The sequence below is a fragment of the Mycobacterium sp. SMC-4 genome (assembly GCF_025263265.1).
Lineage (GTDB): Bacteria > Actinomycetota > Actinomycetes > Mycobacteriales > Mycobacteriaceae > Mycobacterium.
Map to the genome: position 1 here is coordinate 3,844,227 of NZ_CP079869.1, position 11,956 is coordinate 3,856,182.

At 68.2% G+C, this 11,956-nt stretch carries 11 protein-coding genes; 3 read left to right on the forward strand and 8 right to left on the reverse strand.

Going from position 1 to position 11,956, the window contains the following annotated elements; translation table 11 throughout:
• Positions 1–5 precede the first annotated feature (5 nt).
• From KXD98_RS18175 to clpS, 5 genes are all read right to left on the reverse strand, one after another.
• Positions 6–278: a MoaD/ThiS family protein gene (locus KXD98_RS18175; RefSeq protein WP_260759744.1), complete on the reverse strand. Its 273-nt coding sequence runs from the start codon at positions 276–278 to the stop codon at positions 6–8.
• 22 nt (positions 279–300) lie between these two features.
• On the reverse strand, positions 301–681 hold the full coding sequence (locus tag KXD98_RS18180; RefSeq protein WP_260765286.1) for a M67 family metallopeptidase: 381 nt from the start codon (positions 679–681) through the stop codon (positions 301–303).
• An 86-nt stretch (positions 682–767) separates the two neighbouring features.
• Positions 768–1,790, reverse strand: coding sequence for a P1 family peptidase (locus KXD98_RS18185; protein ID WP_260759745.1), 1,023 nt, complete (start codon positions 1,788–1,790; stop codon positions 768–770).
• 13 nt (positions 1,791–1,803) lie between these two features.
• Complete coding sequence (locus KXD98_RS18190; protein WP_260759746.1) at positions 1,804–2,385, reverse strand: DUF2017 domain-containing protein; 582 nt, start codon at positions 2,383–2,385, stop codon at positions 1,804–1,806.
• Between the two features lie 6 nt (positions 2,386–2,391).
• The gene (gene clpS, locus KXD98_RS18195) at positions 2,392–2,706 is read right to left on the reverse strand and encodes an ATP-dependent Clp protease adapter ClpS (RefSeq protein ID WP_260759747.1); all 315 of its coding nucleotides are present in this window, start codon (positions 2,704–2,706) and stop codon (positions 2,392–2,394) included.
• 101 nt (positions 2,707–2,807) lie between these two features.
• On the opposite strand from clpS, the gene KXD98_RS18200 reads away from it, so the two are divergent.
• Genes KXD98_RS18200 through KXD98_RS18210 form a run of 3 tightly spaced genes read left to right on the forward strand, consistent with a single transcriptional unit; the run spans position 2,808 to position 7,539 of the window.
• Positions 2,808–4,085, forward strand: coding sequence for a nicotinate phosphoribosyltransferase (locus KXD98_RS18200; RefSeq protein WP_260765287.1), 1,278 nt, complete (start codon positions 2,808–2,810; stop codon positions 4,083–4,085).
• A 5-nt stretch (positions 4,086–4,090) separates the two neighbouring features.
• Positions 4,091–6,106 carry an ATP-dependent DNA helicase gene (locus KXD98_RS18205; RefSeq protein WP_260759748.1) on the forward strand — a complete coding sequence of 672 codons (2,016 nt, stop codon included), beginning with the start codon at positions 4,091–4,093 and terminating at the stop codon, positions 6,104–6,106.
• A gap of 23 nt (positions 6,107–6,129) precedes the next feature.
• A complete protein-coding gene (locus KXD98_RS18210; protein ID WP_313901237.1) occupies positions 6,130–7,539 on the forward strand; it encodes a peptidase in 1,410 nt (469 codons plus the stop codon).
• On the opposite strand, the gene KXD98_RS18215 is transcribed toward KXD98_RS18210, so the two are convergent.
• From KXD98_RS18215 to glgP, 3 genes are all read right to left on the reverse strand, one after another.
• Positions 7,540–8,280, reverse strand: coding sequence for an MspA family porin (locus tag KXD98_RS18215; RefSeq protein ID WP_396883238.1), 741 nt, complete (start codon positions 8,278–8,280; stop codon positions 7,540–7,542).
• A 92-nt stretch (positions 8,281–8,372) separates the two neighbouring features.
• On the reverse strand, positions 8,373–9,221 hold the full coding sequence (locus KXD98_RS18220) for a virginiamycin B lyase (protein WP_260759751.1): 849 nt from the start codon (positions 9,219–9,221) through the stop codon (positions 8,373–8,375).
• A complete protein-coding gene (gene glgP / locus KXD98_RS18225; RefSeq protein WP_260759752.1) occupies positions 9,218–11,857 on the reverse strand; it encodes an alpha-glucan family phosphorylase in 2,640 nt (879 codons plus the stop codon). Before glgP ends, KXD98_RS18220 begins: the two co-directional genes overlap by 4 nt.
• Between the last annotated feature and the right edge of the window lie 99 nt (positions 11,858–11,956).

The window sequence follows — 11,956 nt, forward strand, 5'->3', positions numbered from 1 at the left end:
CTCGCTCAGCCGCCGGCGACGGCGGGCAGGATCGTCACGGTGTCCCCGTCGGCGACGGCGGTGTCCAAGCCACCCGAGAAGCGCACGTCCTCGTCGTTGACGTAGACGTTGACGAAGCGGTGCAGCTTGCCGTTATCGATCAGGCGCTCCGAGATGCCGGCGTAGTTGGCTTCCAGATCGGCGATCACCGCCTGCAGCGTCTGTCCTGAGGCAGAGACGCGCTTCTCGCCTCCGGTGTGGGTACGCAGGATCGTGGGGATGGACACAGAAACAGCCATGCAACGGTCTCCTTAGAAATCTCTAGTACTGCTCGACGATGGTGACGGGTTCTTCGGTGACGACACCGTCCACGATGCGGTAACTGCGCAGCTCGTGTGTCTCCGGGTCCCTGGTGGAGATCAAGACGTAGTGGGCGTCGGGTTCGGAGGCGTAGGAGATGTCGGTGCGACTCGGATAGGGCTCGGTCGCGGTGTGGGAGTGGTAGATGACCACTGGCGCCTCGCCTGCGTCTTCCATGGCCCGCCACACCTTGAGCTGTTCACCGGAATCGAATCGGTAGAAGGTCGGTGACCGTTCGGCATTGATCATCGCGACGAACCGCTCCGGACGATCCGAGCCTTCCTTGCCGGCGATGATCCCGCACGCCTCGTCGGGATGGTCGGTACGGGCGTGGGCGACCATCGCGTCGACCAGATCGGCACGAATCACCAACACAGCTGCGTCCCCTCTTGTGGTCCTCGCGGGTGTCCGGCGGCGTTGCTCACCGCTCACCCGAACGCTCCGGGCAACATGTCACGGTAGGTGGGTATTCCAGCCGCCGAGTCGGCGGCCAGCACTGCGACCAGTACGGCGCGCGCCAGACAGTCTGCCGCTGCTGCGCCGACGGTGGTCATCAGCGACAGTTCCGGCGACATCGAAGCCGGAGTCGTCGGGTCGGGAATCACCTCGACGGCCCCGGTGGCCAGCGCGAACACGGTGTCACCGTCGAGCGGGGTGTGACACGGCCGGATGGTCCGGGCCAGACCGTCGTGGGCCGCGACCGCGACCCGACGGCACGCTGCCTTGCTCAGTGCGGCGTCGGTGGCGACCACGGCGATCGTGGTGTTCAACGGGCTCAGCTCGCCGCGCCGATCGGCGTAGGCGGCGAGCTGGTCGGACGGGGGTGCCAGCAGTCCGAACTCCTCGATCTGGTCTGCTGACCAGGGCAACCCGGTAGCCGGGTCGACCACGTCGCCGGCGGAGTTGACCACCACCAACGCGCCCACGGTCACACCGGACTCCAGCGTCACCGACGCCGTCCCCACACCGCCTTTGAGCACACCGGCGCGCGCGCCGACCCCGGCGCCGACCGTACCGATCGCCACGTCAGCACCGGCGTTCTGGGCGGCCCGGTAGCCGAACTCCGCGTTCGGACGGCACTGCCAGCCCCCGACCGGCAGGTCGAAGATCACCGCCGACGGCACGATCGGGACCACACCGCCATCCATCGCCACGCCGCGCTGTCGCTCCTCCAGCCAGGTCATCACGCCGTCCGCGGCCGCCAGACCGTAGGCACTGCCGCCGGTGAGAACCACTGCGTCGACGTGTCGCACCGAGTTGCTGGGCTCCAACAGGTCGGTCTCGCGGGTACCCGGCGCACCGCCGCGACCGTCGACCGCGCCGACGGTCCCCGGCGGGGTCAGGACCACCGTCGTGCCGGTCGCCCACCCCGAACCCAGCTGCGCATCGTCGTCGAGGCGGTGATCGTAGCCGACGCTGATGCCGGCAACGTCGGTGAGCGCGCCGCTCATCGCCACCTTCTGCTCATCGTGACCCCATCAGGCAGATCACCAGGTATTCCTGGAGCACCGTCAACCACTGGTAGACGTCGAGGTGGGCAGCCATCGGGTGCTCAGGCGGCAGCCGGTCGGGTCCGTCGGAACCGATATCGAGCATCGTCCCCAGCGCCAGCCGCACGTCGTTGACGGCAGCAGCCCAAGCCTGCGCATCGTCCTCGGACAGTTCGACCTTACCGCCGCCAGCCGGGAGGGTCTGCAAAAGGCGTTGCGCGGCTTGCCGTTTCGCATCGATGATGTCGGGTTCATGCAGGCTGCGCAGGGCCCCGTTGAGACTGTCGGCGGCACCGGAGCCCGCCGGGTGCTCGGTGGCCGGCCGGTAGAAATCGGGCAGGATCCGCCTCATCGTGTCATCCTGCGGCGGAACGGAATTGCCGGTGCGCATACCGGTGATGTCGGAGAGTTCGTCGACCGGCGTCGAGGAAGCCCGATCATCGAGCATGCCGAGCAGCGACGTCACCAGACTGCTCAGCAACTCGGCTTCGTGGGACTCCAGCGCCGACCGGAACCGCGGACCCTGCGCGCCATCGACTCGCTTCCACTTACGCACAGCGGGTTAGCGATCCTGTTGCAGAGTCGCCCACAGCCCCGCGGCGTGCAGCTTGGACACGTCGACTTCCATTGCTTCTCGGCTGCCCGCCGACACCACCGCCTTGCCCTCGTTGTGAACCTGCATCATCAGCTTCGTCGCGTGCGGCTTGCTGTAACCGAAGAGCTTCTGCAGGACATAGGTCACGTAGGTCATCAGATTCACGGGATCGTCCCAGACGATGGTCACCCACGGGGAGTCGGTGGTGGCCTCTTCGTCGACGTCGGTGGCCGCTTCGCTGTCTTCGCGGGTCCCCGGTCGAGCCCTGGCCGGTGTAACCATGGGGCCAAGAATACCGGGGGTGCAATCCGAGGCCGAACCGATACGGTTGGCCGGTGACTTCGTCGCCTCCGGCGCTGCTGACCGACAAATACGAGCTGACCATGCTCGCCGCGGCGCTGCGAGGCGGCACCGCGCAGCGCCGCACCACATTCGAGGTGTTCGCTCGGCGGCTGCCTGCAGGCCGGCGCTACGGGGTCGTCGCGGGAACCGCCCGCTTCGTGGATGCGTTGCCGCAGTTCCGATTCGACAGCGGCATGCTCGATGAGCTGGCCAGCTTCTGCGACCGCGCCACCCTCGACTATCTGGCTGCGTACCAGTTCTCCGGTGACGTCGATGGTTACCCCGAAGGCGAGCTGTACTTTCCGGGTTCTCCGGTGCTGTCGGTGCACGGCACATTCGCCGAATGCGTGGTGCTCGAGACCCTGGCGTTGTCGGTCCTCAACCACGACAGCGCTGTCGCCTCGGCGGCCGCCCGCATGGTCAGCGCCGCCGAGGGGCGCCCGCTGATCGAGATGGGCTCTCGGCGCACCCACGAACAGGCTGCGGTGGCCGCCGCCCGCGCTGCCTACCTCGCGGGATTTGCCGGCTCGTCGAACCTGCAGGCCCAGCGCAGCCACGGGGTGCCCGCGCTGGGCACCAGCGCGCACGCATTCACGCTGCTGCACACCACAGCGGGGCAGGACCAGGCGCAATGGGAGAAGGCCGCGTTTCGTGCCCAGATCGACGCGTTGGGCGTGGACACCACGTTGTTGGTGGATACCTTCGACATCACCTCCGGAGTTGCCCACGCGATCGAGGTCGCCGGCCCACAGCTGGGGGCGGTGCGAATCGACTCCGGCGACCTGGGCGTGCTGGCCCGGCAGGTGCGGCGGCAACTCGATGCCCTCGGGGCCACCCGCACCCGCGTCGTGGTCTCCGGCGACCTCGACGAGTTCGGCATCGCGGCACTGCGCGCCGAACCCGTCGACAGTTATGGGGTGGGCACGTCGGTGGTCACCGGCTCCGGCGCGCCGACCGCCGGCATGGTCTACAAGCTGGTCGAAGTCGACGGGATCCCGGTCGAGAAGCGCAGCACGCACAAGGAGTCCCACGGCGGGCGCAAGGAAGCGTCGAGGCTTGCCAAGGAGTCGGGCACGGTCGTCGAGGAGGTCGTCTACCCGGTGGGCGCACCGCCACCGACGCCCGCCGGACTGGTCGAGCGCCCGCTGACCGTCCCGCTGGTGCGCAACGGTGAGCCGGTCGCCGACTTGCGCCTCGACGCCGCCCGGGCGCGGTTCGCGCGGGGTCTGACCCAACTGCCCTGGGACGGCTTGAGCCTGTCGAAAGGCGATCCGGCGATCCCCACCCGGATGATCCCGGCTGCCTCCAGGCTGCGCTGAGTCCGATGACCGAAGACGTCGTGAGTCTGCTGGCCACCGCGGTGGCGTCGCTTGGCGGGACCGAACGCGCGGGTCAAATCGCGATGGCCCGAGCCGTCGCCCACGCCTTCGACAGCGGTGAGCATCTCGCGGTGCAGGCCGGCACCGGCACCGGGAAGTCGTTGGCCTATCTGGTGCCGGCCGTCGCGCACGCCGTGTCGGCCGAGCAACCTGTGGTGGTGTCGACCGCCACGATCGCGTTGCAGCGCCAGCTCGTCGACCGTGACCTGCCGCGGCTGGCTGACGCGCTGAGCGCTTCGCTGCCCCGCCGCCCGATCTTCGCGCTGCTGAAAGGCCGCCGAAATTACTTGTGTCTGAATAAGATTCACAATGGTAGCCCCGGCCATCAAGACACCGGCGACCGGCCGCAGGAGGAGCTCTTCTCGCCGATGGCGGCCAGCGCCCTGGGCCGCGATGTGGCGCGGCTGACCACCTGGTCGTCGAGCACCGAGACCGGTGATCGCGACGAATTGACTCCGGGGGTGCCCGAGCGCTCGTGGGCACAGGTCAGCGTGTCAGCGCGGGAGTGCATCGGGGTCTCGCGTTGCCCGTTCGGCACAGACTGCTTCTCCGAACGCGCCCGGGACCGCGCCGCCGGCGCCGACGTCGTCGTCACCAACCACGCGCTGCTGGCCATCGACGCCATCGGCGAGGCCCACGTCCTGCCCGAACATGATCTGCTCATCGTCGACGAAGCTCACGACCTCGTCGACAGGGTCACCGCCGCCGCCACAGCCGAACTGTCCGCCACCGCGCTGGGCGTCGCCCAGCGCCGGGCCGCACGCATCGTCGGTCCCGAACTGGCTGAGCGGCTCGATGCCGCGGCCGCCACGTTCACCTCGGCGATCTTCGACGCACGCGCTGGGCGAATCGATGTGCTGGGCGAGGAGCTGGCCACCTACCTGATGCTGGTGCGTGACGCGGCACACGCAGCCCGGACCGCCGTCGACACCGCACCCAACGACCCCAAAACCACTACGGCGCGTGCGGAAGCCTCGACTGCGCTGTCCGAGATCGGTGATACGGCAGCGCGCATTCTCGACTCGTTCGTCCCCGCGATCCCCGACCGCACCGACGTGGTGTGGGTTCAGCACAACGAAGACGCCGCCTCGGGTTCGCGGGCCGTCATGCGCGTCGCGCCGTTGTCCGTGGCGGGCGTGTTGCGAAGCCGGTTGTTCGGGCGCACAACCGCCGTGTTGACCTCGGCCACGCTGACCATCGGGGGTAACTTCGACTCGATGGCCTCGGCCTGGGGACTGGCCGGGGAGGCTGACCCGGCGGTGCGCTGGCGAGGTCTCGACGTCGGGTCACCGTTCGACCATGCCCGCGCCGGAATCCTCTACGTGGCCGCCCATCTGCCGCCGCCCGGCCGGGACGGCACCGGCTCGGCAGAGCAATTCGACGAGATCGCCGAGCTGATCGCCGCCGCAGGGGGTCGATGTCTCGGGTTGTTCTCATCGATGCGCGCCGCCAAGAACGCCGCCGAGGTGATGCGCGAGCGACTCGAGGTCCCGGTGCTGTGCCAGGGCGACGACACCACCGCGGCATTGGTGGCCAGTTTCGCCGCCGACGAATGCACATCGCTGTTCGGGACACTGTCGCTGTGGCAGGGCGTCGACGTCCCGGGCCCCTCGCTGTCACTTGTTCTCATCGACCGGATTCCGTTCCCCCGCCCCGATGATCCGCTGCTGACCGCGCGGCAGCGGGCCGTGGCCGCGCGCGGCGGCAACGGCTTCATGGCGGTGGCCGCCAGCCACGCCGCGCTGCTTCTGGCCCAAGGCGCGGGCCGGTTGCTGCGCCGCATCGATGACCGCGGTGTGGTCGCCATACTCGATTCGCGCATGGCCACCGCCCGCTACGGCGGTTTCCTGCGTGCGTCGCTGCCGCCCTTCTGGGCGACCACCGACGGCACCGCGGTGCGTGCGGCACTTCAACGGCTCCGTGCTGGGACCGCGACGACACCGGAAACAGCCGTCGGATGAGGCTGCGAGCACGTGTGTGCGCGATGACCCTCGTGGCTCTCGCGGCGGTCGGTTGCTCGATGAGTCTGCAGGGGCGCGCCGTTTCGGTGTTCGATGACCCGTTCTCTGTGGCGGGGATGCCGGCCACCGACGGGCCGAGTGGACTGCGCGCAGATCCCGAACCGGCGACCCGCAGCGTCGAGGCCACCGACGGCAGCGACATCGACAAGCTGGCCGCGTTGGCCGTCAGTGACGTCGAGCAGTTCTGGCAGACCGCCTATCCCGACACCTTCGCGGCGGCCCTGGTCCCGGTGACATCGGTAATTTCCTGGGACGCTATCGGTTTCGACGGCGAATTCTGTGGCGAGAACACCTTCGCGCTGATCAACGCGGCTTACTGCTACCCCGACCGCACGCTGGGCTGGGACCGCGGCGCCATGATGCCCGATCTGCAGCGCGTGTACGGCGATATGGGGGTGGTCATGGTGCTCGCCCACGAGTACGGCCACGCGGTCGCCAGCCAGTCCGGCCTGACGACCGATGCGACCGAGACCCTCGTCGCCGAGCAGCAGGCCGACTGTTTTTCCGGCACTTATCTGCGGTGGGTCGCCGAGGGCAGCTCCCCACGCTTCACCCTGAGCACCGGCGACGGTCTGAACGCGGTGCTCGCCGGCGTCATCGCGTTTCGAGATCCCGTGCTGCACGAAGACGACCTCGACGTCGGTGTGAACGAACACGGCTCGGCCTTCGAGAGGTTGTCGGCGTTTCAGTTCGGCTTCACCGACGGTCCGTCGGCGTGCGCCGGGATCGACCTGGACGAAATCGCCCAGCGGCGCGGGCATCTACCCATCCTGCTCAGTGACGACCAGACCGGCGAGATGCCGGTGTCAGAGCAGACGGTGCACGCTGTCGCCGACACCGTCACCACGTTGTTCGGTCTGCGCAATCCGCCCGAACTGCGCTTCGAGACCGGGCGGCCGGTCTGCGGCGACGCCCGGCCCAGTCCGCCGGTCTCGTTCTGCCCGGCAACCAACAGCGTCGTTGTCGACCTCGACGGCCTCAAGGAACTCGGCGGACAGGCTCACCTGCCCGACGGCGACACTCTGGCCGCCGGCGACAACGTCGCCTACTCAGCGCTGGTGTCGCGCTTCATGTTGGCTTTGCAGCACGAAATCGGTGGGGTCACTCTTTCCCGGGCCACCGCGGCACTACGCACCGCATGCCTGACCGGAGTCGCGACAGCCAAGATGAGTAGACCAGTGCCCACAGCCAACGGCCAAACCGTGGTGCTGACTGCCGGTGATGTGGATGAAGCGGTGTCCGGCATCCTGACCAATGGCCTGGCGGCCAGCGACGTCAACGGCGACTCGGTGCCCTCGGGGTTCTCCCGCATCGACGCTTTCCGGGTCGGCGTGCTCGGTGATACCGACCGCTGCTTCGCGCGGTTCGACTGATCAGATCGTTGTGGTGACGCCGTACCAGGCGACGATCGCCTCCGACATGTCAGTGGATCGACTCAGGAACGCATATGACCGGATGAACGATTCACCGACACAGCCGTCGATCCTGACGCGGAAGTTGCTCACCATCACCCACGGGTCGGCCCCGGTGAACTCCTTGCGGGTCACCGTGACCACGTTCACGAAGCCCGGCTTGAGACCCACGGTGACGCCGCCACCGATGTTGGCCCCCACTCCGGGCACGAGACCGTCAGGCAGGGGCGAGATGAAGTCGGTGCCAAACAGACCCAGAGACGAATTGACACCCGCGGTCCCGGTCAGCGACACCCCGTTCGACGTGCTCATGTCGATTCCGCAACCGATCTCGTAGCCGACCTCCAGGGTCCCGCTCGGAGCGTCGCCGGTACCCGGCCCGGTCACCGACCCGGTGTAGGTTCCGCCCACCACGTATTCACGGGTCGACAAGGCCGTGGTCAGCGGCGCCACCGGCGACTGGGTTTCGTTCTCTGCGCCCAGTTCCAGGCGCCACCCGTCGGGGCTTTCGGTCACCGCCGGCGGGGTGGACTCGACGGCACCGTCGGGCGGCGGTGGAACCTCGGGCACACCTTCGGCAGGAGTGGCTGCGTCGACAGGGGCGGGCGCGTCGGCGCCGGGTTGGGCAACCGCGGGCGCAGCAGCCGACGCGAACAGCAGACCACCGAGCGCGAACGCCGTGATGCCGCGTCGCAGCACAATCCCAAATGTCACTGCACTGCCTTCCGATCGTTAGCAACGCTTCGGAACCTACCGCGCCGCTCCCACCCCCAATCGGGTACCGGCAGGATCGCTCAGCCGGGCAGCCGCACCACGAAGCCCGCCTCTAACGCCGCCCAGATCGCACCGTCGGCATCGGCTGCGAGCCCGTGGGGCTCGCAGCCCGGCGGCAGGTCGACGATGGCGATGTCGCCGTCGCCACTGACCCGGGCAAGCTGACTGGAACCCCACAAGCTCACCCACACCCCGTCGTGCGGATCGGCGAGCACCGCCTGCGGTTTGCCCGGCAACTCGATTTCCTGGATCGCGTCATGCATCGGGATCCTGCCCAGTCGGTCGGCGAGGATCTCGGTGAACCACACGGCATCGTCGTGGGTGGCGGCGATCCCGACCGGGCCCGATGCGGGAGTGGGGGTTTCGCGGGTGCTCAACGCGCCCGAGACAGTCAGCCGACCGATGGCACCGGCTCCGTTCAACGTGAACCAGAGCGCGTTGTCGGGGCCGGTGACGATCATCGACGGGCCGCCGCCGACCGGATATCGGTCGCGTAGGTCACCGTCGACCGACATCCGGCCGATGGCGCCGGCGGTGGTCATGGTGAACCAGAGCGCACCGTCGGGACCGGCCGTGATGCCGTAGGGCCGGCTGTCCGCGGCGAGTTCGAATGCGCTCAGTTCACCCTCGGTGGTGATGCGCCCGATGTGGTCGTCGCCGGAGCGGGTGAACCACATCGCACCGTCCGGGCCGGCGGTGATGATCGCGGGGCGGCTGTCGGGCGCGACCGGATACACCGTCACCTCGGCACTGCCGGTGACCCGCGCGATGGCACCTGCGTCCACCAACGTCACCCACAGCGCACCGTCGGCACCGGTCGCGAGTCCGTACGGACCGCCGTCGACGGCAACCTGCAGCGCTTCCGTCACGCGAATGCCACGAGCCCCAACTCGTTGTCGCCGGCCAACAGCCGATGGTGCGGCAGTACCCGGACCGTGTACCCGACCGAGCCGGTCACCGGCAACGGCGCAGTCGCGGTGAAGCTGTGCCGGCCATCGCCTGCGGTACCGGCGTGGGTCATCGGCACCATCACGGGCTCCACCAACGTGTCGCTGGTATCGACGCGCCCGAGCAGCGCCTGAACCGCGACCTCATCGGGCTGCAGACCGTCCAGGTGCACCATCGCGGTCAGCGTCAGCTCCGAACCGAGCAACGGCGTGTCCGGTAGTCCCGAGCTGTCGACGTCTGAGACCCGCACATGTGGCCAGGCTCGTGCGACGCGGCGGCGGTAGTCGGCGAGCTCACGCGCAGCGCCGAAGGGCACGTTGAACTCCGGTGCGGACTGCCCCGGCTCGATCGACATCCGCAACGCGCGTGCCGCGGGCAGGTAGTACTTCTCGGTGTAGTCACGCACCATCCGCGACGCCAGCACCTTCGGACCGAGCACCTCGAGGGTGTGACGGACCATCTCCACCCACCGGATGGGGATACCGTGCTCGTCACGGTCGTAGAACCGGGGCACCACGGCCCGCTCGAGGATGTCGTAGAGTGCCGCGGCCTCCAGGTCGTCGCGCCGACTCTCGTCGATCAGCCCGTCCGCGGTCGGAATCTCCCATCCGTTGTCGCCGTCGAACCACTCGTCCCACCAGCCGTCGCGGATCGACAGGTTCAGCCCACCGTTGAGCGCACTCTTCATTCCCGAGGTACCGCAGGCCTCCAGGGGCCGCAGCGGGTTGTTCAGCCAGACATCGCAGCCGTGGTAGAGCGTGCGCGCCATCGACATGTCGTAATCGGGCAGAAAGACGATCCGGTGACGCAGGTCCTCACGGTCGGCGAAGCGCACGACCTGCTGGATCAACGCCTTACCACCCTCGTCGGCCGGGTGGGACTTGCCCGCGACGATGAGCTGAACGGGGCGCTCGGGGTCGAGCAGGATTTTTGCCAGGCGCTGGGGGTCACGCAACATCAGCGTCAGCCGCTTATAGGTCGGCACCCGTCGAGCGAAACCGATCGTCAGCACGTCGGGATCGAATGCGGTTGCTGTCCAACCCAATTCGGCGGCCGGCGCGCCCCGCTCCAGCCAGGACCGGCGAAGTCGGGCGCGGACGTCGTCGATCAGTTCCGCGCGCAGTTGCGATCTGATCCACCACAGGTGTCCAGGATCGACACGATTTAGCCCCTGCCATCGCTCCGGTTCGCGCAGCATCGTGAGATCGTCGGTTCCGAGCAGCTCACGCCCCAGATCCAGCCACTGGGGGGCCGCCCATGTCGGTGCGTGCACACCGTTGGTGATCGAACCGATGGGGACCTCGGCGGCGTCGAAGCCCGGCCACAGATCGCTGAACATCTTCCGGCTGACCTGGCCATGCAGCAGGGACACCCCGTTGGCGCGTTGCGCCAGGCGCAATCCCATATGCGCCATGTTGAACTTTGTCGGATCGTCCTCGGCGCCGAAGGCCAGGATGCGATCCAGCGGAACTCCGGGCAGCAGGCGTGAGCCCACCGCCCCGGCGTCGTGCCCGAAGTAGTGCTCGACGAGGTCGAGCGGGAAGCGGTCGATCCCGGCGGGTACCGGGGTGTGGGTGGTGAACACCGTCGACGCACGGACCACCGCGAGTGCGGTGTCGAAATCGAGGCCCACCTCGATCAACTCCCGGATCCGCTCGGCACCGAGGAAACCGGCGTGGCCCTCGTTCATGTGGAAGACCTCCGGCGCCGGAAGACCCTCGACCTCGGTGAATGCCCGGATCGCACGCACCCCGCCGATCCCGGCCAGGATCTCCTGTCGCATTCGGTGCTCCTGGTCGCCACCGTAGAGCCGGTCGGTCACCCCGCGCAGGTCGTGGTCATTCTCCGGGATGTTCGAGTCGAGCAGCAGCAGCGGGATCCGGCCGACCTGGGCGACCCAGATCCGCGCGTGCAGTGTGGCGTCACCAGGCAGGGCGAGATCGATCAGGACCGCAGCACCGTCGGAGTGGGTGAGCAGTCGCAGTGGCAGCCCCTGCGGGTCGAGCATCGGATAGTTCTCGTGTTGCCAGCCGTCGGCGGTCAGGGACTGCCGAAAGTACCCCGATCCGTAGTGCAACCCCACCGCAATCAGCGGCAGGCCGAGATCCGAGGCCGACTTGAGATGGTCGCCGGCGAGGATGCCCAGGCCGCCGGAGTAGTTCGGCAGTACCTCGACGACGCCGAATTCCATGGAAAAGTACGCAATGCCGTTGGGGAGAACGACGTCGTGGTCGCCTTCCTGGTCACTGGTGGAGGCCGCCAGCTGCTGATACCAGAGCGGCCTGGTCAGATAGTCGTCCAGGTCGGCGGCCAGGGTGTTGAGCCGGCTGACGAACGACTCGTCGGTGGCCAGTTCGGCCAGCCGCGCCGGACTGACTTGGCCGAGCAGGCCGACGGGGTCGGCTCCGACGGCATCCCAGAGCTGCGGGTCGATGGTCTCGAAGAGATCCTGCGTGGGCTTGTCCCACGACCACCGCAAGTTGACGGAGAGCCGCTCGAGTGCGGTGAGCTGGTCGGGAAGGTGGGCGCGGACAGTGAACCTGCGGAGGGCTTTCACGCGAGTTCACCTTACTGTCGTCAGCCACCGCGATGGGCGGTCGCGGGGATTTCACCGCCGTCTGCAAACCTTCGCAGTGCACTTCGAAGGGTTGAGCGC

Coding starts and splice junctions, on each gene's coding strand:
- KXD98_RS18210 (WP_313901237.1), top strand. CDS start 6,130: ATGACCCTCGTGGCTCTCGCGGCGGTCGGTTGCTCGATGAGTCTGCAG.
- KXD98_RS18205 (WP_260759748.1), top strand. CDS start 4,091: ATGACCGAAGACGTCGTGAGTCTGCTGGCCACCGCGGTGGCGTCGCTT.
- KXD98_RS18200 (WP_260765287.1), top strand. CDS start 2,808: ATGCTCGCCGCGGCGCTGCGAGGCGGCACCGCGCAGCGCCGCACCACA.
- KXD98_RS18175 (WP_260759744.1), bottom strand. CDS start 278: ATGGCTGTTTCTGTGTCCATCCCCACGATCCTGCGTACCCACACCGGA.
- clpS (WP_260759747.1), bottom strand. CDS start 2,706: ATGGTTACACCGGCCAGGGCTCGACCGGGGACCCGCGAAGACAGCGAA.
- KXD98_RS18180 (WP_260765286.1), bottom strand. CDS start 681: ATGGTCGCCCACGCCCGTACCGACCATCCCGACGAGGCGTGCGGGATC.
- KXD98_RS18185 (WP_260759745.1), bottom strand. CDS start 1,790: ATGAGCGGCGCGCTCACCGACGTTGCCGGCATCAGCGTCGGCTACGAT.